Genomic DNA, 24,070 nt, shown 5'->3' with positions numbered 1-24,070 from the left:
ATTGGTGGTAGTGTGTTTAAGATTTTGTTAATTGAAGATGATGTGACATTGTATAGCGAGATTCGCGAACGGTTGTTACAGTGGTCTTATGATGTATATGGGATCGAGGATTTTGGGAATGTAATGAAGGAGTTTTCGAGTATCCAGCCAGACCTGGTGATTATAGATATTCAATTGCCGAAATTTGATGGCTTCCATTGGTGTCGGATGATTCGAACCTATTCGAAGGTCCCGATTATTTTTCTATCATCGAGAGACCATCCAACAGATATGGTGATGTCGATGCAGCTTGGTGCCGATGATTTTGTGCAGAAGCCGTTTCACTTTGATGTCCTCATCGCTAAGATTCAAGCAGTTTTACGACGAGTCTACAACTACAGCCTTGAGCAACAAATACATCTGAAAATTTGGAATGGGGCTTCTGTTGATTATGTGAAAAATACCGTTCAAAATGAGACCGGAACGATTGAACTAACGAAAAATGAAATGTTCATTTTAAAAATCCTTATTGAGCAAGTGAACCAAATCGTTAGCCGCGAGGAACTCATTAAAAGCCTTTGGGACGACGAACGCTTTGTCAGTGACAACACGTTAACTGTCAACGTCAACCGCTTAAGAAAACGACTCGAAGAAATCGGCCTAGGTCAATATATCGAAACAAAGGTTGGACAAGGGTATATGGCTAAGGAAGAGGATGGCGCGAAATGATGAAGAAGTTTCTCGTCGAACGGCGCAGTTGGATCGTATTTTTTCTTTTTCTTCAGGTATTACTCCTATTGATTGGATATCTCGACCCAGGTCTACATATCCGGTCCGTGTTATATATTGTATTTGTCTTTTTCGTGATATTTACTTTATTTCTTATCGTTCGTTACAATCGGGAAGTTTCTTTTACTAAATATCTAGAGGAATGGGATCCGACTGTTGGTGTTGACGGTATCCAGGAAGGGAAGACCCCATTTGAAAAAATAGTAGAATCCACTCTAAAACAGCAGCAACATTTTTACATAACAGAAATAAGCCGTCACGCAACAAGTGTTGAGCAGGAAAAGGATGAGCTTTTATCCTGGATTCATGAAGTGAAGACCCCACTTACAACGATGAAATTAATGATCGATAGAGTCGAAGATTCCAAATTAAAAGAACAACTCATGTCTGAGTGGCTGCGGGTCCACTTGCTTCTCGACCAACAACTGCATCAGCGCAGAATACCTTTCATGGAAAATGACCTTTATATCGAAAAGGTCGATTTGGAAAAACTCATGATTCCAGAAATCCAATCATTAAAATCATGGTGCTTTCAAAAAGGAATCGGGTTTGAGATGTCATTCGAGGTGTCAGAGGTTTACTCTGACGGAAAATGGCTTCAATTTATTTTACGTCAGCTTTTAACCAATGCGGTGAAATACAGTGAGAAAACCGATATCGAGATTCGAAGCTATCGGAAAAATGATGCAGTTGTTCTAGAAATCAAAGATTACGGACGTGGCATCAAAGAAAAAGACTTGCCGCGCATTTTTGAAAAAGGTTTTACATCCACAACGGATCATCGAGATCACGCCGCAACTGGCATGGGATTATACCTCGCAAAAAATGCAGCCAAGCCGTTAAAAATCCGCATAGATGTCCAATCTAGCTATGGAGAAGGAACGATGTTTGCATTAACCTTTCCAAGGAAAAACGATTTTCTCAACCTAACAAGCATGTGACAAAAATGTCACATGCTTTCATGTTTTGTTCGCTGATTCGAAGGAAAAAGCCCCAAATCCTGTCTATGATAGAGATAAGGAGTTGATCAAATTGAACATTTTAGAAGCAAATAAAATAGTAAAAACGTACGGGAACAAGTGGAATCGCCAGGAAGTTTTAAAAGGAATTGATATAGAAGTAAAAAAGGGTGAGTTTGTCGGAATTATGGGCCCGTCAGGCTCTGGTAAAACGACTTTACTGAATGTACTTTCATCGATTGATCGTGTAAGCTCAGGCTCCATTAGAGTGGAAGGTAAGGAATTCGCGGGGCTAAAGGATAAGGAACTAGCTGAGTTTCGAAAACGCCACCTTGGGTTTATTTTTCAGGAGTATCATCTATTAGATACATTAACAGTAAAGGAAAATATTATGCTGCCATTGACCGTGAACAAAATTTCTCCGAAGGCTGCACAAGTTTTGTTTGAAGACGTGGCGAAGGAATTAGGGATTTTTGAGGTCAAGGATAAGTATCCTAATGAAATTTCAGGTGGTCAAAAGCAACGGACTTCAGCAGCACGTGCTTTCGTTCATGAGCCAAGTATTATTTTCGCGGATGAACCAACAGGAGCGCTTGATTCAAAATCAGCCTCAGATTTACTGAACAAATTAAGTGACCTAAACGAAAAAAGAGAATCGACGATTGTCATGGTTACCCATGACCCGCAAGCAGCAAGCTATTGCAGCCGCGTGATTTTTATAAGAGATGGGCAGATTTTTACAAAATTAAATCGTGGTGAGGAGAGCAGACAGGACTTCTTCAACGATATCATTAAGACGCAAGCCGTGTTAGGTGGGGTGGGTGCATGAGCTTCAAAAGCCTCATCTTTCGAAATCTAGTAAAAAACATCAAAAACTATTATCTTTATGTGTTTGCGCTGATTTTTAGTGTGGCCTTGTATTTTGCCTTTGTGACATTGCAGTATGACCCAGCGATGGATGTAACAGAGGGTTCAGTTAAAGGGGCTGCAGCGATGAAAGCTGCTTCCGTCATGTTAATTGGCATTGTCACGGTCTTTCTCGTCTATGCCAATACATTGTTTATTAAGCGGCGTGGTAAGGAAATTGGCTTGTTTCAGCTAGTCGGAATATCAAAAAGAAAGACATTTTGGATCTTAAGTGTTGAAAATATGATTCTGTATTTCGGGTCAATGATGATAGGGATTTTTCTCGGCTTTGTTTCATCGAAACTCGTGATGATGAGTCTTTTAAAAATTATTGGGATTGAAGAGGTTGCTAGGCTACACTTTTCGATAGAAGCACTCGTACAAACGGTGATTGTATTTGCGGCTATTTATATGGTGATCATGTTGTTGAATGCCTTGTTTATTAAAAGACAACAGATTTTATCATTGTTCCATAGTACTTCAATATCTGAGGAGCGAAAACGAAAGGTCTCTGTCCTTGAAGTTATTATGGGGATACTAGGACTTGCCCTCATCATCTTTGGCTATTATTTATCTACAAGATTATTTGGTGGTCAGTTTACGATGATGGAGCAAATGTTTATGGTGATGCTAGTGATTTTGGGGTCCGTAATCATCGGAACATATTTCTTTTACAAAGGTTCGATTCGATTTATTTTCAATCTGATTCGTAAAAAGGATAACGGATATTTGTCAGTTAATAAAGTGCTGTCTTTATCATCGATCATGTTTCGGATGAGATCGAATTCGGTGTTGTTAACTGTGATTACAACCGTTTCTGCATTGGCACTCGGATTGTTATCACTCACTTACATTTCGTATTATTCGGCTGAAAAAGCAGCGGGAGAGTCGGTCGTGAATGACTTTTCGATTCCAAATGAGGAGCGTGCGAATCAATTTACAGATCTGCTGGATGCTGAGCAAATTAGCTATACAAGAACTGAGATTGATTTAATGAATGTAAAAACGGATTTATCGAATGTCCTAGAAATTGAGGAATCAGAGTTGATGGATCTCACAGCTCCAATGACAGTTGTATCGGACCGTTTTGTCGAGGATATCGATGTGGCTGAAAATGAATCGGTGTTCGTTAATAGTAACTCAGCCATACAAGCATTTATGACCTTTAAAACGGGAACTTTTACAATGTCCGGAAAAACCAAAACCTTCGAGTTGGATTATAGTAAGTATGAAGACAAACGTTTGCTTCCATTACGTTTGACAGGCGGAGGATTTCCTGTTGCTGTAGTCGATGACTCGGTATACCAGCAATTAGCCTCAGATGTTGATCCAGAAGTGTTTAATGAGTTTTCTAAATATATCGGAATTGATATTGACAAAAGATCAGAGCTCAAAGAAGCGAATCAACTTTTCAATGACCTTGAATTAGGACAATGGGCTGGGCATGAGTCACAGTTAGATACGTTTACAAAGCAAAAAATGAGTATGGGCTTCATGATGTTCATCGTCGGCTTTCTTGGATTGACCTTCTTAATTACATCGGGTTGCATCCTTTACTTCAAGCAAATGGATGAAGGCGAGGAGGAAAAAGGCAGCTACACGATTTTACGTAAACTAGGGTTTACTAGAACGGATTTACTAAACGGAATCAAGGCGAAGCAGTTGTTTAACTTTGGCATCCCGTTAATCGTTGGTCTATGCCACAGCTATTTTGCCGTGAAATCCGGGTGGTTCTTCTTCGGTACTGAGCTATGGACACCGATGATCATTGTCATGGTGTTCTACACATTGCTTTATTCCATCTTTGGGATTCTGTCTGTGATGTACTATAAAAAAATAATAAAAGAAGCGTTGTAAAACGACACATAACCGAATCCCATGTCACCCAAAAATAAGAGGCATCCAAATAACAATTTGGATGCCTAATTATCTAATTAATTGTTCAACCAAACATTCGTACCGTTTGGACTTACAATTTGAATGGATGGATCTAATGAAACATTAAATCCTTTTACATTGTTACGAATTGCTGCTGCTTGGTGTAAATTGTCAAGCTCAATTCGAGGATATTCACTCATGATAATTTCGATTGCTTCTTGATACAATGCTGCTCTTTCATCCTGTACAACTGTTTCGGAAAGGGCGCGATCTAACAGTGCATCAACTTCAGGATTTGAGTAGCCTTTTCCATTTCCAAGTGAACCAACTTGATCAGAATGGAATGTTTGGTTTAGGAAGAAGTATGGATCTGGGTACCAAGACCATCCGCCAATATACATTGGAGCATTTCCTTGAGCAACCGTTGCACTTAATGTACCCCATTCTGTTACTTTGATCTCTACATCAATGTTTAAGTTTTCTTTCATTTGGTTTTGGAAAATCGTTGCGTAAGGTACACGAGATTCTAGTACATAGAGCTGTGTTTTAAAGCCGTCTGCATATTCTGTTTCAGCTAAAATCTTCTTAGCCTCTTCTGGGTTATATTCAGGCTTAAGTGCTTCTTGTTCTTTATTATATCCCCATGATTCCTGTGGAATTGGAAGGTAAGAAACAGAACCGCCACCCCATTGGTTTACCCCATTTACGATTTCTTCTACGTCTGTTGCTTTATAAATTGCTTCACGTACTTTCGGGTTTGCTGTTGGACCGTTTTTATAGTTCATATCAAGGTAAGTCAATGACAAACCAGGATCTGATAGTAATTGTAGATTAGAATCTTGTTCAATTACGGCACGATTTTGTCCAGTAACATTAGTTGCAATATCAATATCGCCAGAGCGAATTGCGTTTGCCATCATATTTGGTTCTGGAATAATTTTAAAGACAAGGCCATCAAGATGTGGCTTTTCGCCCCAATATTTTTCATTGCGCTCAAGCTCTACTTGTTGATCCTGCTGCCATTTCACAAATGTAAAGGGACCAGTTCCAATTAAGTGTGCTCCAAATTGGTCTCCCCAACCCTCTACTTCTTCTTTTGGAACAATGATGTTTCCTGGATCAGTTAACATTGCCAAAATAGAAGCGTTTGGTGATGTTAAATGCATGGTAACTTCAAATTCCCCTGTTACTTCGATACTTTCTACACCCGTTAAGCGATTGAGTGCTGATTCATTAACAGAACGCTCTAAGCTGTATTTTACGTCTTCAGCTGTCATTTGTCTTCCGTCTTGGTATTCACCAGGCTGGAAATAAACGTCATCACGTAATGTAAATGTGTAAGATAACAGGTCATCTGAAACTTTCCAATCTTTCGCTAGAGATGGAACGAAATCAGTAAATTCTTTGTTATAAACAAGAAGTGTATCCCCAACTGCTCGGATTACTTGTGATTCGTATGCACCTGTATATTTAATAGGGTCTAAATTCGTTACATTAGAAGCTAGTCCTACGTTTAAGACGCCTCCATCTTTTGGTTCTTCGTTTGCTGCTTGGTTACTTTCGTTAGAAGATTTGTTCTCATCTTTCGCGTTTGATGAACAAGCGCTAACGAGTAGTGCCATTACCAATATTAATGAAAGGAATAATAATTTTTTTGTTCGTTTCAAGTCGTTCTCCTCCTTATGTTGTTGTTTTGATTCACTATGTGAACCATCAATTCATATATTGAATTGTTAATAAATTTATCATAATGTATTAGTAGTGTAAATAGTTTTTTTACAATTTAGAAATGGTGGTTATTTCAAAATAGAATTATATTTACAAAATATAGAGATGAATGATAAACTAGAAAATATTTTAAATAGTGATACAGTGATTCAAATAATGAATCAAAATGAGGAGGGATTATATGGGTAAGTACATTATTAGAAGGACATTGAATATGATACCTACGTTGCTTATCGTAGCTATAATTGTATTTTTAATCACAAGAATGATTCCGGGGGACCCGGCGGCTGTAATGCTCGGACCTCAAGCAAGCGTTCAGGAAATTGAAGCATTAACAGAACAATTAGGTTTAAATCAGCCATTGTATGTTCAATTTCTTGATTATATCTCGAATCTATTGAAAGGTGATTTTGGTACATCCTTAGCTTACGATCAGCCCATTATTGATTTAATTAAAGATCGCTTTCCTAATACGGTTGTACTTGCAATTAGTGCATTGTTGATTGCGCTTATAATTGGTATACCCGCAGGAATGATTGCTGCAGCAAGACAAAACTCAATTTGGGATTATGCTGTCACAACGGTTTCACTTATTGGTGTATCGATGCCAGTCTTTTGGCTTGGTGTCATGCTTGTTCTCTATTTTAGTGTTAATTTAGGGTGGTTTCCTGCTACTGGGATGGGCACAATGGAGGATGGTTTTGGCACTTATATGAGCCATTTACTATTACCAAGTATTACACTTGCAACCATACCGATGGCACAATTTGCACGTATTACGAGATCTAGCATGTTAGAGGTCATTTCTCAAGAATACGTAAAAACTGCTCGTTCTAAAGGCTTAACAGAGTTTATTGTTATTTGCAAGCACGCATTTAAAAATTCCTTAATACCACTACTTACTGTGCTAGGATTACAAATCTCCTCTTTATTAGGTGGAGCAGTATTAACAGAGACCATTTTTAGTTGGCCAGGCATGGGAACATTAATTATCAACGCGATTGAGAAACGTGATTTTGTAGTTGTTCAAGGTACGGTACTATTTGTTGCGATCATCTTTGTTGTAGTAAACCTAATAATCGATATTTTATATAAAGTTGTTAATCCAAGGATCAACTATTCTACTAATAAAGGAGGTTCAAAGTAATGGCCTCAGTACTAACAACAGAAAAAACTTCGAACAAATCAAAACTATTCAAGCGTAATGAGAACTCTATGTTGCGTAAATTAGTTAAAAATCGATTAGCTGCTTTTGGGCTTTTTATTATTGCAATTCTTACAATTACAGCTATTTTTGCTCCCCTAATCGCAACACATCCACCCAATGCAATGGAAGTAACGAAGTCCTTACTGGGACCTGGGGAGAAAGGACATCTATTAGGGACAGATAGCTATGGAAGAGATATTTTTAGCAGGCTAGTGTATGGTGCTAGAATTTCACTTATTGTTGGAATAGCTGCCGTTATATTTGGAGCAGTGATTGGATCGTTTTTAGGGGTTATGGCAGGCTATTTTGGTGGAAAATTAGACTCCTTTATCATGCGTATTATGGACGGAATGTTCGCTTTTCCATTTATTTTATTAGCTATTACATTGATGACTGTTCTTGGTCAAGGATTGCTAAATACAATCATTGCAATCGGAATTGCAAACGTTCCAGGTTTTGCAAGGGTTGTGAGAGGACAAGTATTAAATGTAAAGGAATCAGAATATATCGAGGTTACCCGTTCATTGGGTGCAAAACATAATCGAATTATTTTTAAGCATATTTTACCGAACAGTTTTCCGCCACTTATCGTATACGGAACAATGAGTGTGGCAGGTGCGATTATTTCAGAGGCATCTTTAAGCTTCTTAGGCTTAGGGGTCAATCCTCCTACAGCTTCATGGGGCAGTATGTTACAAGAAGGGAAAAACTTCTTAGTATTAAGCCCTCATATGGCTACTTTTTCTGGTCTTGCCATTTTGATCACTGTCTTAGGCATTAATTTATTTGGTGATGGCTTACGTGATGCATTAGATCCTAAGATGAAAGTTTAAGGGGGGAATCATATGTCAGAAGAATTATTAAAAGTTGAAAATTTACAGGTTCATTTCCGTTCGGGCTCTCGTACGACGAAGGCAGTCAATGGAGTTAGTTTTTCGTTAAAAAAGAAAGAGAGTATAGGTATTGTCGGGGAGTCAGGGTCTGGTAAAAGTGTGACTGCTACCTCAATTCTGCGACTTATTCCCAATCCACCAGGGGAAATAGCCGGTGGCAATATCATCTTTAACAACAAAGACCTGCTGTCTTTATCGAATAAAGAAATGCGAAAGATTCGCGGAAATGAAATATCAATGATTTTCCAAGATCCTTTAACAAGTTTAAATCCTGTTTATAAGGTTGGGAATCAAATTATAGAATCAATCCGAACTCACCAAAAGGTTTCAAAAAAGGAAGCCAAGGAAAAGGCAATCAAAATGCTAGAGTTAGTTGGAATACCGTCTCCAGAGAAACGACTAAATATGTATCCGCACGAGTTTTCCGGTGGGATGAGACAAAGGGTAATGATTGCTATTGCATTAGCGTGTAATCCGAAACTGTTGATTGCCGATGAGCCAACGACAGCATTAGACGTTACTGTACAGGCTCAAATATTGGATTTAATGAAAGGCTTACAAGAAGAGTTTGATACTTCCATTATTATGATTACCCATGATCTTGGAGTTGTCTGGGAAACGTGTGACAAAGTCTTAGTCATGTATGCGGGGAATGTTGTGGAGTCAGGGTCTGTTGCGGAGATTTATGATCGTCCGATGCACCCATATACATGGGGACTCTTAGACTCACAAATTACGGAAAGCACAAATAATGATGAGGCGTTACACGCGATTCCTGGAAGCCCTCCGGATTTAAGTCAAGAAGTCGAAGGGTGTCCATTTGCATCACGCTGTGCATATGCACAGGATGTGTGTTTTTCGAAGAAACCCGAATTAGACGAAGTAGAAGACAATCATTTTGTTTCCTGCCATTTTCAAACGAAGGAAGACCGATTAGATAGAAGGGAGTTGACGTCTCATGGCAGAACCGTTGCTAAAGGTTAGAGATATAAAGAAGCATTTTGCAATTGAAAGTCCGATTCCGTTCAAAAAATCAACGCAAAGCGTTAAGGCTGTGGATGGCGTTAGCTTCGATGTTTTTCCAGGAGAAACATTAGGAATCGTTGGCGAGTCTGGGTGTGGAAAATCAACGATGGCGCGCTTAGTGAATCAATTAATTACGCCAACTAGCGGAACGGTCGAATTTAAAGGTAAAGACCTTGTTACGTTGGATAGTAAGCAATTGCGAAAAGCGCGAAAATCAATTCAAATGGTATTCCAAGACCCATATGCATCATTGGATCCTCGGAAAACAATCGGTCAACTAATTGAAGAGCCTTTAGTGATTCACCAAATTGGTGATAAGCAATCAAGAAAAGCACGCGTAAATGAATTATTAGAGGTTGTTGGTTTAAGAGAATTTCACGCTGAACGATACCCTCACGAATTTTCAGGCGGACAGCGTCAGCGAATTAACATTGCAAGGGCGTTAGCCTTAAATCCTGATGTCATCATTTGTGATGAGCCAGTATCAGCATTGGATGTATCTGTCCAAGCGCAGGTTATCAATCTACTTAAACAATTACAAAAGGATTTTAATTTAACGTATATCTTTATTTCTCATGACTTAAACGTAGTTCGCTACATGTGTGATCGAATTGCGGTTATGTATTTAGGAAAGATCGTGGAGATGGGGACATATCTGGAGCTCTACAATGCTCCGAAGCATCCTTATACACAAGCATTGTTATCTGCGATTCCAAAAGAAAGCCCGCATGATAAAAAAGAACGTATCATTTTAAAAGGATCAGTGCCTAGCCCAATCAATCCACCCACAGGCTGTCATTTTCATGAACGCTGTCCTGTAGCAACAGAAATGTGTAAAACAGTAGCCCCAGAATTAATGGATACAGGCAATGGCCATGTTGCATCATGTCATTTACTAAAGGAAAACTAGGAGGTCATTATTATGTCATTTAAACATGTAATCGAGCTTTATGAGCTAATGGATAGTATTTACGTAACGGGTGAGGATATAAAAGGTTATTTAAGTGCAATTGCCGGAGACGGAGATATAACGGTGGAAACAGTGGAAGGTAACCAAGGCTCAACTGATTTCATTAAAGTGACAATTCCAGGAGTAAACGGCAAATCAAAAGGTGGCCAAGCTCCTACACTAGGAATCATTGGACGTCTAGGAGGAATTGGTGCTCGTCCTGAACGTAAAGGCTTTGTATCAGATGGAGACGGCGCATTATCTGCAATGGCAGCTGCTGCGAAACTATTAGATATGACAAAAAAGGGAGACAAATTAAATGGGGATATCATATTAACGACTCATATTTGTCCGACAGCCCCTACTTTACCGCATGATCCAGTTCCGTTTATGAATTCCCCAGTGGATATTTTAACGATGAACAAGCATGAGGTAACGAAAGAGATGGATGCTATTTTATCCATTGACACAACAAAAGGGAATATGATTACAAACCATAAAGGATTTGCGATTACACCGACGGTTAAAGAAGGATATATTTTAAAAATTAGTGATGATCTATTGCATATCTATACACAATCTACTGGGATTTTACCAGTTACATTACCGATTACGACACAGGATATTACACCATACGGAAATGGTGTATTCCATGTGAATAGTATCCTGCAACCAGCTGTGGCTACATCTAGCCCTGTCGTTGGTGTGGCAGTTACAACGCAAACAGCAGTGGCTGGCTGTGGTACAGGGGCAACACATTTAGGAGATGTGGAGCAGGTTGTTCGTTTTGTAATCGAGGTTGCAAAAGAATATGGCGAAAATAAATGTTCTTTCTACAATGAAGAGGAATTTAATCACTTAGAAAAACTTTACGGAAAAATGACACACTTACAAACACTTGGCATGCAAGAAGAAGGTGCTAGACGATGAATGTGGAGGAATTAAAACAGCTACTAATTGATGAAGTGGAAGCTCGTAAGGAAGAACTCATCGAATTATGCAGCTCTTTAATACAGATTCCTAGTGAGAATCCCCCTGGAGACTCAACAGAAATTAGTCAATTTATTGCTGATTATATTTCAAAAAATGGTGCAGATGTCCAGTGGTATGAGTCTGCGGATAAAATGTTTAATCTTGTTTCAACAATCGGGGATAAAGAAACTGGTAAACAATTAATTTATTGTGGACATACGGATGTTGTTCCAGTTGGCGATCGTTCAAAGTGGGATTTTGATCCATTTTCAGGTGAAGTAAAGGATGGCTGGATGTTAGGTAGGGGTGCGAGTGATATGAAAGCGGGATTGGCGGGACTAATCTTTGCTTTTACTCAATTAAAACGCATGAATATTGAACTCCCAGGTAGTTTAACCTTGGCAATTGTGCCAGATGAGGAAACAGGCGGAGAATTTGGTGTTCCCTGGCTTCTTGACAATGGAATTATCAAGGGTGATGGTTGTTTAATCGCGGAGCCATCCTCACCTCGTAATCCGACAATTGGTCAAAAAGGATCTTATTGGTTTGAGTTAGAAGTATTCGGAAAGCCAGGGCATGGAAGCTTATCACCAATTGCTGGCCCCAATGCTATTATTGATGCAGTCAAGGCAATTCAAGAAATTCAAAAGCTTTGGGATGTAAAAATAGACCTGCCAGAGGAAGTAAAACCATTAATTGCGTTGTCGAAAAAATACATGAGAGAAGTAGAAAAGGAACGAGAAATCTATCAACCAGTATTTGAACGAGTTACCGTTAACGTCGGAAATATTGAAGGCGGAACGAAAACAAATGTGATTCCTGAAAGCTGTAAGGTCCAGGTAGATTGCCGTTTACCTTTTGGCATCTCAGAAGAGGAAGTAACAGCATTTTTAACAGAAAAGCTTGATAGCTTGAATATCAACTATACAATGAAACCATTGGGCTTTCGAAGCAATGCGAATTATACTGATGCAAACGACCCGGTCTGTCGTGCAATTGTAGATAATATTACGTTTGTTACGAAGGAAGAAGCTTACGGTGTTATGCAATGGGCAAGCAGTGATGCACGTCATTTCAGGGAACATCATATTCCTGTTCTTCAATATGGTCCTGCTCACTTACCAAGTATTCATGGGTATAATGAAAAGGTGAAAGTCGAACAGATTGTTACATGTGCGAAAGTCTATATTGCTGCTGTAATTGATTTCTTATATAAACAATAAAGTTTTGCTATTTTACTATTATTCTTCTTTTTTGGTAATATATAGTCGGGAAGAATAAATGTATGATGAGGAAGAGGGATGACATGTTAAAGACATTGGATGTAGCGCTTAAAGTTATTAAAATGTTTACAAAGGAAAAGCCCGAATGGGGTGGAAGAGAGTTAGCTAATACAATGAACATGGACCATGCCAAAATTTATAGAATACTAGAAACATTCGAAGCGAATAGTTTTATTTCAAAAGACCCGATTACAAAAAAATATACATTAGGCTTTTCAGTGTTAGAATTGGGTATGATCAAGTATGAAGGGCTAAATTTGAAAGGGCTAATCAATCCTGTTTTGGAGGATTTAATGGAAAAAACAGGGGAGAGTACCTTTTTAACAACCCTGTATAACAATGAAGCAATGACCCTAGTAGCCATTGAATCAGAAAATAAAGTAAAATATACTGGTTCGGTAGGAAGTAGAGCGCCGCTTTATGTCGGTGCTTCCTATCGAGCCATTTTAGCAAATTTACCTGATGAGTTTATTCATCAGTATCTTGATTCTCAATCATTGGTACAATATACTGAACGAACGATTACGAATAAAGCAAAGTTACTAGAGGAACTCCAAAATATTAAGGAAAATGGCTGGGCACTTAGTAAAGGAGAGTATACCCCTGATATTATCGCTATGGCAGTACCTGTATTTGATGGGATAAAGGGTGTAGTCGGCTCAATCACTGTAGCTGGACCCTCATATCGATTCTCTGAAGAAAAAATTAATCAATACTTACCACTTTTACTTAAAACGAGAGACGATATACAGGAGATTATTGAAAAATATCAAATCAAGCTTCAATTTTGATAAGATATCCATGCTATTCGTGAGGAGAATACGAAATGAACCATTATATTGAAGTAGCCAAAACTGTATTACGTAATAATTTACATGTAAAAGAACAAGAACAAATATTAGTAGTAACCGATTCCGAACTAAAAGAAGTTGCTACAATCTTTTATCAAGCTGGTATCGCATTGGGAAATGAGACGGTAATCATGGAGATGATCACTCGTTCCAAATCAGGGGAAGAACCTCCTAAATTAGTAAGTGAAGCAATGAAGGCGGCAGATGTCGTATTTTGCATAACAAAACATTCATTAACCCACACAATGGCGAGAAAGGATGCCTCAGCATCAGGAGCAAGAATCGCAACGATGCCAGGGATAACGCTGGATATGCTAGAAGAAGGGGCCATTTCCGCCGATTATACAGAAGTGGAAACGCTAACCAATGAGTATTGTCTTTTATTAGAGAATGGAAGAAAAGTTGAAATTAATAAGGGAAATCACTCATTAACCTTTTCAATAGATGGAAGGAAAGCTATTCCAAGTACAGGTGTGTTCCGCAACAAAGGAGAATCTGGCAATTTACCATCAGGAGAAAGCTATATCGCACCGCTTGAAGACTCGGCAAATGGGACAATCATCATTGACGGTTCCATTGCGGGAATTGGCGTATTACAAGAGCCGATGCTGTTAACACTTCAACATGGACGGTTAGTTGATGCAAGTGGTGAAGCTGGCAAGCAATTACTCCAACAGCTTGGGGATGGAGAAGGCCGCAAAATTGCAGAATTCGGAATTGGTACAAATAAGAAAGCGAGATTAACAGGGAATGTTTTAGAGGACGAAAAAGTGTTTGGAACCGTACATATTGCCTTTGGAAGTAATAAATCCTTTGGAGGAAAGACGGAAGCAGGCGTACATATTGATTGTGTCATCAAAAATCCGACGGTCATCATGGATGGCAAGAAAATAATTGGATAGATATTTAATAACAAGTCGATTTCCTGCTATGTAGGAAGTCGGCTTTTTAGTTGTGTTTCAGTATGAAGGGCAGTTTGAGTGTGAAGTTAACTTTTTAGGGGATAGGAACATTGTTTTGACTTTTGGGACGCTTTTAACAAGAAAGAGTCGACTTCCTGATAGACGGAAGTCGGCTTTTTTAGTGATGAATTTAGTTGTTGTAAGCATGAAGGGCAATTTTTACTAAAACTTTAATTTATAATAAACAACTTTATAAATATATATCAATTTTTTTTACAAAATCCCCTATAAAATACTAGTAAATTAACAGAAAACGACAAGTTTAGTTGAAATATTCAAATATATTTTTAGTAAAAATAAATTAAAAACGTTTACATTTACTAAAACAACTACTATACTAAACTTGTAATTTAAAATGAACTGACATAACAAAAAAGGGGTTATGAAAATGAAAAAGTATCTCTCGTTCATTATGGTTTTATTGTTAGTAGTTGTATCTGCTTGTTCAAACAAGACGGGCGACCAGGGTTCTATAGGTGACTTTGAAAATCCGTCAGGAAAGATTACCGTTTGGGGATGGGATGTTGCAGCAGAAACTATGAAACTAGCCGTGGAAGACTTCCAGAAAAAACATCCAGATGTTGAAGTTGCAGTAGAGGATTTTAATAGTTCCGATCTATATGAGAAGTTAACTGTCGGTCTAGCGGCAAGAGGTTCAGGTTTACCTGACGTAATCCTTATGGAAGACGAAAGAATTCCAGGTTATATTAATCAGTTTCCGCAAGGGTTCATGAAACTGAATAAACATGGTTATGACCAATATAAAGATTCCTTCAACCCGGCTAAAATGGCATCGGTTCAGAATAAAGACGGTGACATTATAGCTGCTCCTTGGGATATTGGACCAGCTGTTATGTTCTATCGTGTTGATCTTTTTGAAAAAGCAAACGTAGACCCAGCTTCAATTAAAACATGGGATGATTATATTGAAGCTGGAAAGAAAATTAAAGCAGCAACAGGTGCACAGTTATTACCAATTGATATTGCGAAATATGATGGTGTGTTCCACATGATGTTACAACAACAAGGACTGTCTTATTTCGATGCTGAAGGAAATATCAATCTTCAATCTGAAGAAGCTATCCAAGCAATGGAAGCAATTAAAAAAATGTATGAAGAGGATTTAGTTTTTAACAATGATGGTTGGGATGGGATTGTAACAGCCACCGTAAATGGTGCGGTAGCAACAGTTCCTTATGGAATTTGGTATGCAGGAACAATCATGGACCAAGCTCCAGAACTTGCAGGAAATTGGGATGTTTTCTACCTTCCAAGTTTCGAAGATGAGGGAACAAGATATGCAAACGTTGGAGGTTCATCATTGCTGATCCCAACATCTAGTAAAAATCAATCCGCTGCATATGCTTTTGTTGAGTATTTTACAACGAATGTAGATGCACAACTAGTAGGTTTTGAAAAGTTTGGTTTATTCCCTTCTTTAAATAGCACATATGATTCACCAGTCTTTACAGCTGAAAGCGAGTACTTTAATCAGAGTGCAATCTTTAAAAGGGTATCTGATATCGTTGACCAAGTACCTGAAATTCCTTTAGATGAAAACTTTGCTCGTGCAAGTAAAACCATGAGTAATACACAAGCATCGATTTTACTTGAGAATAAAGAGGTTGAGTCAGCATTACAAGACGCGAGTAAACAATTAGAAAACGAAATTAAAAAATAAGATCTACATAATATATCTTTGGGGTGAGGGTCAACGAAAAAATGATAAAAAAGGCCCTCATCTTTATTAATAGTTAGGGGTGTGTTTTAGTGGAACAACCGGATAAGGTCGTTACATTCACTACAAAAGTTCAGGGGAAAACCAAAAAGAGATTCAGTTCACAGTTCATCACTCCCAAAAATGCACCATACTTTTTTATGGGACCTGCTTTATTTTTAATTATCATTTTTACAATTTACCCAGTGATTTCTTCGTTCATATTGAGTTTCCAAGAGGTCCGTGGGGTCGAAAAAACGTTTGTCGGATTATCTAATTACACGAGGTTATTTCAAGACCCAATCTTCTATAAATCGTTACTAAATACCTTTCAAATTCTTATCGTTCAAGTACCATTGATGCTATTTCTTGCGCTATTAATTGCGGTCGGACTTCACTCGTCGATGGTTAAATTTAAAAGCCTTTTTAGAATTGCCTATTTTATGCCTGCTATTACAGCTCTTGTAGCAGCATCTATTGTTTTCATGATTTTACTTGATGAGCAATTTGGACTTGTAAACTATCTTCTATCATTAGCAGGAATTGAGCCTATTGCTTGGCTTACTTCCCCTTTTTGGGCAAAGGTTTCAGTTATTTTAGTTATGACGTGGAGATGGACGGGATATAACATGGTTATCTTTTTAGCAGGTTTGCAAAATATCCCAGATTCTTTATACGAAGCTGCAAGTATTGATGGAGCAAGTAAATTTAAACAGTTTTTTATGATTACAATTCCACAACTAAAACCGGTTTTTGTATTTACAGTCGTGATGTCTACAATCGGTACCCTTCAACTATTTGATGAACCATTTATCTTAACTGAAGGTGGCCCGAATAGTGCAACAATGACAATAACGCTTTACCTATATGAGGTTGGCTTTAAATACTTTGAGTTTGGTTATGCATCTTCAATTGCATATGTACTTGTTTTAATTATTGCCGTTATTTCTTGGATTCAAATGAAGTTGGTAGGTGACACAGACGAATGAAAACTTCCAATAAATTCTCAAAAATACTTGTATATGCCTTACTGTTAATTGGTGTAATTATATCAATCGCTCCGTTCTATTGGATGATCGTAGGATCAACGCTCACAACAGGACAGATCTTTTCATTACCACCTAAATTGTCTCCGGGAGGTTTTCTTGCGAAGAACTTTGCGTCATTAAAGGACTCGCTTGGAATTGCACGTATATTTTGGAACTCAATCTTTATTGCGATAGTCTATACCGTGTTAAGTACGCTTATAGCTGCTATGGCGGGTTATGCGTTTGCTAAGTTTCGTTTTAAAGGGAAGAATGCGATTTTCTTCATTATTTTATGTTCATTAATGATTCCATATCAGGTTACCCTAATTCCATTGTTTGAAATGATGGTGACCTTTGATTGGCTTAATACGTACCAGGCTATTATTCTACCAACTTTAGCATCACCATTTGCTATTTATTTAATGAGACAGAATATGTTATCTGTTCCTGACTCCATTATTGAAGCTTCACGTGTTGATGGAGCAGGAGAACTGAAGATTTTCTTTACTATTGTATTACCAGTTGTTCGGCCGGCATTGGCTGCCGTTTCGATTTTCCTATTTATGTCTCAATGGAACAGTTTAATATGGCCGCTGATTACATTGAACTCAAAGGATATGTTTACGTTGCCTGTAGCGTTATCTAGTTTAATTGGATTGGCACGAATCGATTATGGGCAATTAATGCTTGGAACAGCTTTGTCGACTCTCCCGATTATGATATTTTTCTTACTTATGCAAAAGCACTTTATATCAGGAATTTTGGGTGGGTCAGTTAAAGAGTAAGTATTTATATAGGATATTAATCTAAATTGAGCAAATAAACGGTTCTGGAGGAAGATAAAATGAGACGAGATATGAAGAGATGGGAGAACATCCATCTGACGGGGATCAACAGGCTCCCTGCTCATACTGATTTTTACAGATACGATACGATAGAGAAGGCAGAAACATTTAATCGAGAAAAAAGCATTGGATATACCTTGCTTGATGGCGTGTGGAAGTTCTTATTTGTAGACGCACCCGAGCTTTCACCAATAGGATTTGAGGCAGAGGACTTTGCAATAGAAAGTCTAGACGATATCGAGGTTCCATCGAGCTGGCAAATCAAAGGGTATGGAAACATGCATTACACAGATGTGTTGTATCCATTTGCGATTAATCCACCATTTGTACCTCAAGAAAATCCAACTGGTATTTATTTTAGAGAGTTAGAGGTGGATAACCTGGCTGACAACGAAGCCTTGATTTTAAAATTCAATGGTGTTGATTCAGCATTTGATTTATACGTAAATGGACAGCATGTTGGCTACAGCAAGGTGTCACGAGTTCCTTCGGAGTTCGACATCACAGATTATGTGAAACAAGGCAGCAACCGTCTAACCGTACGAGTTTATCAGTTCTCTGATGGCACTTATCTTGAGGACCAGGATATGTGGTGGCTTTCTGGGATTTTTAGAAGTGTGGAGCTTTTTAAAATCAACAAGGATACGCTTCAAGATGTTTATGTAGAAACACTTCCAGATGAAAACTATAAAAACTTTACGTTGAAAATTGGTGGAGCGTTTTTAACGAACCATGTCAAAGGTTTGTTTGTAACTCTTTACCATCAAGGTGAAAAAGTAGATAGATTTGAAATTGAAGTAGTTGATGGTGAATTTGAGAATAGTAGATTAGTTGAAAATCCACTTTTATGGAATGCAGAGGAACCAAATCTTTATCACCTAGTATTTGAATATAGTTTGCCAAATGGAGTTCAGGAAATCGTGCCGTTACGAATTGGATTCCGTGCAATTGAAGTGATCGATAACGAAATTCGTGTAAATGGAAAACGCGTTTTCTTTAACGGGGTGAACCGTCACGATTCACACCCGAAGACAGGTAGGACGGTAAGTTATGAGGATATGCTTCAAGATATAAAAATGATGAAACAGTATAATATCAACGCCGTGCGTACAGCGCACTATCCAAACAATGATGTGTTCTATGATTTATGTGATGAATATGGTCTTTACGTCATTGACGAAGCAGACCTTGAGTGCCATGGCTTTGAAAATACAGGTAACTACAATTGGATTTCTGACAACGAGTTATGGGAACAGCAATATGTTGACCGCGCAGTAAGAATGGTAAAAAGAGATCGTAACCATCCAAGTGTTATTATGTGGTCACTAGGAAATGAGTCGGGAGCCGGGCGCAACTTCACAGCGATGTATAATGCAATCAAAGCAATCGATCCTACTAGATTAGTACATTACGAGGGTGACAAAGTTGCTGCGTACAGTGATGTTTATACAACCATGTACACTCGTTTAGAGCCACTTGAAGAAATCGGCAAAGATGCAGAAGGCAAAAAGCCTCATATTCTATGTGAGTACGGTCATGCAATGGGGAACGGTCCTGGTGGCTTAACCGAGTACCAAGAAGTGATGAGAAAGTATCCACGATTACAAGGTGGCTTCATTTGGGAATGGTGTGACCACGGAATCGAAGTGACAAATGAAAATGGTGAAATCTACTATTTATATGGTGGGGATTACGGAGACTTCCCGACAAATGGAAACTTCTGTATCGATGGGCTTGTGTTCCCTGACAGAACTCCATCACCAGGTCTTATCGAATACAAAAAGGTCATCGAGCCGATTGTAACTGAAGATGCAAACATAGCTGAAGGAAAAATTCTCGTTAGAAACTTATATGATTTTAGAAACTTAAGCGGGATTGTTCTTCATATTGAAGTAAAGTCATTCGGCAGCCTTATCGAAGAAGCAGACATGAGATTACCGAGCATCCAAGCACATGAAGTAGTGGAAATTACCTTGCCAATAGATGTAGTGATGGCGACTCAACATGAAGATGTTCGCATTTATCTAAGCTACAGGGAAGCGGAAGCTACTCTTTATGCTGAAAAAGGCCATGAGATTACAAAGGAAAGCTTTTTGTTAGAATCGACTAAAGTTGAAAAAATATTGAAGGCTGCTGCTTCAATTGGATCTGATTTTATAATTGAAGACGAGACAGCACGACTAACAATTGAAAACGATAAGTTCAAGGCCGTTTTCTCAAACGTCTATGGAACTCTTGAGTCCTTTGAATCTGAGGGAGAAAAAATCATCAACAAAGGACCTGAAGTAACCCTTTGGAGAGCAATTATCGACAATGATATGTATAAAAAGGATGATTGGATTAACAAGTACTTCCTTAAAAATATGAAAGAACAGCTTGGTGAAGTTTCTTACGGAGTAGCGGATAACCATGTAGAAATTGTGATTACGAAATTCCTTTCAACTGTTAACCAAGCATGGGGTTTCCACTTAACCTACACTTATCGAATTACGAAAAATGGTGCTTTAAATATTGACCTAAAAGGTGAAAAGGTCTTACGCGGCATAGAAATTCCAGAAATGCTACCACGAATTGGGGTAACAATGCATCTTAATCAGGACTACAATAATGTCACTTGGTATGGCCGTGGAGATTCCGAATCTTATCAAGATACAAAACGCAGCCAACCAATTGGACTCTATAGCCAAACTGTTCAAGAAATGCATACCGATTACGTATACCCACAGGAAAATGGTTCAAGATGTGATACTTCTTTCTTAGCAGTAGCTAAAGGTGAAAATGCGTACCTTATCAATTTTAAAGAAGAATATGACTTCACCATTCATAATTATGAAACGAGTGCTATTGAAGAGGCAAAGCACCGTGGTAAAATTAAGAAGTCACCATTTAATGTATTGACGATTGATTACAAGCAAAGCGGTGTCGGCAGCAATAGCTGTGGTGAGGAACAGCTACCTTCATACCGTACAGTAATCGAAGATTTCCGTCTACAATTTGAAATTCGTAGCATCAAAAAAGAAAATCTAGTTGAAGAAGCTAAATTCTTTATTGTAGGATAAAATTAACCATAAGCAGGGGAAACCCTGCTTATTATTTCAGTATGGGACAAGGGGACAGGTCGACTGTCCCACATATTTAAAAAACAGGACGAGGGACATGTCCCTTTCGTTCCAATGTGGAGGTTTACATGCGTAAATATTTTGGGGAAATAGGCCTTACAATTGTAGCCATCATTTGGGGAAGCGGGTTTGTGGCCAGTGCGGTGTCACTTGAATATTTTACGCCGTATCAAATTCTTGCAATCCGTTTCCTGATTGGTGTTATTTTGTTAAGTCTTGTCTTTTTTAAGCGATTAAAGCATATCAAAAAAAGTACAATCATCAAGGGTTCAATCATTGGAATCTTTTTATACCTGGCATTTGCCTTGCAAACGGTTGGATTGGTATACACCACACCATCGAAAAATGCCTTTTTAACAGCTGTGAACGTGGTAATCGTGCCCATTATTGCGTTTTTTATCTTTAAAAGAAAAATGGATAAATTTGAATTGCTGGGCGCATTGCTTGCGATAACCGGTGTGGGAGTGATGTCACTGCAACTCTCTGGAGGCATTAATTTCGGTGATTTCTTGACTTTATTATGTGCGGTCGGATTTGCATTTCATATTTTTTACACAGCACAATTTGTTAAAGATGAAGACCCGGTGCTGTTAACTGTCATCCAAATGGCTGCTGCAACAGTTTTAGGTTTTGTTGTAGTCCTTTTCAAAGGAGAAACGGATTTTGTGCCTACCTTTGACGGGGTATCTGCGGTTCTATACTTAGGTGTATTTTCAACCACAATTGCTTTTTTATTGCAGACAGTTGCGCAGAAATATACAACGGAAACAAATGCAGCAATCATATTATCAACAGAAGCATTATGGGGAATGGTATTCTCCATCATTATTTTAAGCGAGATTTTAACAGGAAGAATGATCATTGGAGCGGTCATCATCCTTGCAGCTATCATCATTTCTGAAACAAAACTAAAATTTTTGAAGAAAAAGAGCTACAAAGAAGCGATATAGCGAGTTTTCTCAAAAAGGGATGGGTGAAAATGGCGACGATTAAAGATATAGCAGATTTAGCACAGGTTTCTATGGCGACGGTCTCTCGGGTGTTAAACTATGATGAAACGTTAAATGTAACTCCAGAGACGAAAAAGCGGATTTTCGAAGCGGCAGAGGAACTGAACTATGTCATCACCCCGAAAAAGAAAAAGATGAAAAAGAAAGGCGTAGTGGGGCTTTACTATTCCTATTCACTAGAAGAGGAATTGGTTGACACCTATTATCTTTCAATTCGGGTCGCGCTTGAAAAGAAGCTCGAGAGCATAGGGCTGGAATTCTTAAAAATTAACAAAGAAGACACCAAAAGAAGTCTTTCAAAATTGGACGGAATCATCTGCCTTGGAACATTTAAAAAAGCAGATATTGAATTAATTAAAAGCTTTGAAAAGCCGTCGGTGTTTGTGGATGCAAACCCAGATGAGGATCATTTCGATGCAGTGGTGATTGATTTTAGTTCGGCAACGAAAAAGGCACTCAATTATTTGGTTGAATTAGGACATCAAAACATCGGGTTTATTGGTGGCGTTGAAACCGATATGTATGGCAATCGATTTAAGGATTTGCGGCAAGATGTTTTTGAGTCGTATTTGAAGGAAAAAGGAATTTTCAATGAGGATTTCGTTAAAATTGGCGGCTATAATCCAAAGGACGGCTACCAAATCCTTAAGGAAATGCTAAATCAAAAAGAAAAGCCAACAGCTTTATTCGTAGCGAATGATACAATAGCAGTCGGCTGCTACAAGGCGGCATATGAATTAGGTGTAAACATTCCAGAGGACCTTAGCATCGTAGGGTTTAACGACGTATCCTCTGCCCAATACATGGTACCACCACTCACGACAGTCAAGCTGTACACAGAAATTATGGGAGAATCTGCAGTTGACTTATTGCTCGAGCGTATTGCAACGAAACGAGAAATCTGTAAAAAGATAACCATTCACACGAAGCTAATCGTTCGGGGAAGTGCATGCAAGGTTAAGGAATAAGAAATAATAGATCAAAACCACGAGACATGAGTTTCGTGGTTTAATATATATGAGAAAAAAGTAGTGTTTTTAAGTTTTATATAGTGATAAAGTCTCGTGTTCCCTTTGTGGAATAAGGGAATTATTTCTTATTTTTCCTTAATTCCTCTTCTTCCTGTTGTTTGCCCAAAATTTGGATACTATAATGAGTTTTGGAGAACAGATATGGGAGGATATTATGGAGAAAAAATGGGGAAGTATTCTTATAACATTCGTATTAGCTGCATTTTTAACTGCTTGTGGTAGTACTAATGAAGCATCAAAGGAAAGTGACAACCAGTCTAATACGAATGGAGCAGAAACTGAGACGGATACTCAGAAAGAGGATTCAGAAGCTTCGAAACCAGAAGAAAAAAATGAAGAAGCTAAAGACAAGGAAGCAGAAGTCTTCCGAGCCTCTGGTGATGAGGAGAACAAAACAGTAGAACCAGCTGAAAACTTATTTGATTCCGATAAAGTATTTTATTATGACAATGACTCTGTTGAGATTACATTAACGAATGCAGCATTCGTAAACGAGTTTTCAACGTCTAACGCAGATCCTAACGATACGTGGGCACGTCGTAGTACAAATACTGATTCTCAAATCTATTTTCATATAACAGGAACTGTTAACAATGATACAACCGATATTTTTCACTATGGTCACAAGCTTGCGCCCGTTAAATTCTTTTTACTTTATGATGGCAAGCATGAGTTTGAGAGTTTAGCTGCAACCGAAGAAGAGAATGGTACAAAATTTGGTGGGGCTAGTGTTAATCCGTTAACAAAGGGGAATGTTCATATTTATTTCCAAGTTCCAACACCTGTTTCTGAAACAGATAAGCCATTAGTTTTAAAAGTACTCTTAGGTGAGGAAGAGTTTAATGTGCCGATAAGGTAAGAAATAAAGGGAAAAGCTGAGCAAAATTGGTTGCTTGGCTTTTTTCGCATTCAAGTGAAAAAGGGGATTATTCTTTTCA

20 protein-coding genes are annotated in these 24,070 nt (G+C 38.3%); 19 read left to right on the top strand and 1 reads right to left on the bottom strand.

Features of this window, described 5'->3' with window-relative positions; all coding sequences use genetic code 11:
• The first annotated feature begins 12 nt into the window (after window positions 1-12).
• The 4 genes from V7138_RS12300 (at window position 13) to V7138_RS12285 (ending at window position 4,490) form a co-directional block, all read left to right on the top strand.
• The gene (locus tag V7138_RS12300) at window positions 13-708 is read left to right on the top strand and encodes a response regulator transcription factor (protein WP_335398074.1); all 696 of its coding nucleotides are present in this window, start codon (window positions 13-15) and stop codon (window positions 706-708) included.
• Complete coding sequence (locus tag V7138_RS12295; RefSeq protein ID WP_335397664.1) at window positions 705-1,709, top strand: sensor histidine kinase; 1,005 nt, start codon at window positions 705-707, stop codon at window positions 1,707-1,709. The genes V7138_RS12300 and V7138_RS12295 overlap by 4 nt, the downstream gene beginning before the upstream one ends.
• 91 nt (window positions 1,710-1,800) lie before the next feature.
• Window positions 1,801-2,556 (top strand): ABC transporter ATP-binding protein, encoded by a 756-nt coding sequence (locus V7138_RS12290; RefSeq protein ID WP_335397662.1) that lies wholly within the window; start codon window positions 1,801-1,803, stop codon window positions 2,554-2,556.
• Window positions 2,553-4,490 (top strand): ABC transporter permease, encoded by a 1,938-nt coding sequence (locus V7138_RS12285; protein ID WP_335397659.1) that lies wholly within the window; start codon window positions 2,553-2,555, stop codon window positions 4,488-4,490. The genes V7138_RS12290 and V7138_RS12285 overlap by 4 nt, the downstream gene beginning before the upstream one ends.
• 77 nt (window positions 4,491-4,567) lie before the next feature.
• Here the strand turns inward: V7138_RS12285 and V7138_RS12280 are convergent, their stop codons facing one another.
• Window positions 4,568-6,133, bottom strand: a complete 1,566-nt coding sequence (locus V7138_RS12280) for an ABC transporter substrate-binding protein (RefSeq protein ID WP_335398072.1) — start codon at window positions 6,131-6,133, stop codon at window positions 4,568-4,570.
• 287 nt (window positions 6,134-6,420) lie between these two features.
• Between V7138_RS12280 and V7138_RS12275 the strand changes: the two genes are divergently transcribed.
• From V7138_RS12275 to V7138_RS12205, 15 genes are all read left to right on the top strand, one after another.
• Window positions 6,421-7,386 (top strand): ABC transporter permease, encoded by a 966-nt coding sequence (locus tag V7138_RS12275; protein WP_335397656.1) that lies wholly within the window; start codon window positions 6,421-6,423, stop codon window positions 7,384-7,386.
• Window positions 7,386-8,279: an ABC transporter permease gene (locus V7138_RS12270; protein ID WP_438824356.1), complete on the top strand. Its 894-nt coding sequence runs from the start codon at window positions 7,386-7,388 to the stop codon at window positions 8,277-8,279. Before V7138_RS12275 ends, V7138_RS12270 begins: the two co-directional genes overlap by 1 nt.
• Window positions 8,280-8,291: 12 nt before the next feature.
• On the top strand, window positions 8,292-9,323 hold the full coding sequence (locus V7138_RS12265; RefSeq protein WP_335397653.1) for an ABC transporter ATP-binding protein: 1,032 nt from the start codon (window positions 8,292-8,294) through the stop codon (window positions 9,321-9,323).
• On the top strand, window positions 9,298-10,275 hold the full coding sequence (locus V7138_RS12260) for an ABC transporter ATP-binding protein (protein ID WP_335397650.1): 978 nt from the start codon (window positions 9,298-9,300) through the stop codon (window positions 10,273-10,275). Before V7138_RS12265 ends, V7138_RS12260 begins: the two co-directional genes overlap by 26 nt.
• Window positions 10,276-10,287: 12 nt before the next feature.
• A complete protein-coding gene (locus tag V7138_RS12255; protein ID WP_335397646.1) occupies window positions 10,288-11,244 on the top strand; it encodes a DUF1177 domain-containing protein in 957 nt (318 codons plus the stop codon).
• The gene (locus tag V7138_RS12250; RefSeq protein WP_335397643.1) at window positions 11,241-12,509 is read left to right on the top strand and encodes a M20 family metallopeptidase; all 1,269 of its coding nucleotides are present in this window, start codon (window positions 11,241-11,243) and stop codon (window positions 12,507-12,509) included. Before V7138_RS12255 ends, V7138_RS12250 begins: the two co-directional genes overlap by 4 nt.
• Before the next feature lie 83 nt (window positions 12,510-12,592).
• The gene (locus V7138_RS12245; RefSeq protein ID WP_335397640.1) at window positions 12,593-13,360 is read left to right on the top strand and encodes an IclR family transcriptional regulator; all 768 of its coding nucleotides are present in this window, start codon (window positions 12,593-12,595) and stop codon (window positions 13,358-13,360) included.
• Between the two features lie 35 nt (window positions 13,361-13,395).
• Entirely contained in the window at window positions 13,396-14,322 is a 927-nt protein-coding gene (locus V7138_RS12240) for an aminopeptidase (RefSeq protein WP_335397637.1), read from the top strand.
• Between the two features lie 448 nt (window positions 14,323-14,770).
• Window positions 14,771-16,063 (top strand): ABC transporter substrate-binding protein, encoded by a 1,293-nt coding sequence (locus V7138_RS12235; protein WP_335397634.1) that lies wholly within the window; start codon window positions 14,771-14,773, stop codon window positions 16,061-16,063.
• A gap of 89 nt (window positions 16,064-16,152) precedes the next feature.
• On the top strand, window positions 16,153-17,088 hold the full coding sequence (locus V7138_RS12230; protein ID WP_335397631.1) for a carbohydrate ABC transporter permease: 936 nt from the start codon (window positions 16,153-16,155) through the stop codon (window positions 17,086-17,088).
• Window positions 17,085-17,912 (top strand): carbohydrate ABC transporter permease, encoded by an 828-nt coding sequence (locus tag V7138_RS12225; protein ID WP_335397628.1) that lies wholly within the window; start codon window positions 17,085-17,087, stop codon window positions 17,910-17,912. The genes V7138_RS12230 and V7138_RS12225 overlap by 4 nt, the downstream gene beginning before the upstream one ends.
• 59 nt (window positions 17,913-17,971) lie before the next feature.
• Complete coding sequence (locus tag V7138_RS12220) at window positions 17,972-21,031, top strand: glycoside hydrolase family 2 TIM barrel-domain containing protein (protein ID WP_335397625.1); 3,060 nt, start codon at window positions 17,972-17,974, stop codon at window positions 21,029-21,031.
• 128 nt (window positions 21,032-21,159) lie between these two features.
• Window positions 21,160-22,041 (top strand): DMT family transporter, encoded by an 882-nt coding sequence (locus tag V7138_RS12215; protein ID WP_335397622.1) that lies wholly within the window; start codon window positions 21,160-21,162, stop codon window positions 22,039-22,041.
• A gap of 29 nt (window positions 22,042-22,070) precedes the next feature.
• A complete protein-coding gene (locus V7138_RS12210) occupies window positions 22,071-23,069 on the top strand; it encodes a LacI family DNA-binding transcriptional regulator (RefSeq protein ID WP_335397619.1) in 999 nt (332 codons plus the stop codon).
• A 217-nt stretch (window positions 23,070-23,286) separates the two neighbouring features.
• On the top strand, window positions 23,287-23,991 hold the full coding sequence (locus V7138_RS12205; RefSeq protein WP_335397616.1) for a hypothetical protein: 705 nt from the start codon (window positions 23,287-23,289) through the stop codon (window positions 23,989-23,991).
• Window positions 23,992-24,070 lie beyond the last annotated feature (79 nt).

Origin of the sequence: Bacillus sp. JJ1533 (genome assembly GCF_036965045.1) — a bacterium.
In the GTDB taxonomy this organism is placed as follows: domain Bacteria; phylum Bacillota; class Bacilli; order Bacillales; family Bacillaceae_L; genus Ferdinandcohnia.
This window is presented reverse-complemented; position numbering and strand designations above follow the sequence as displayed.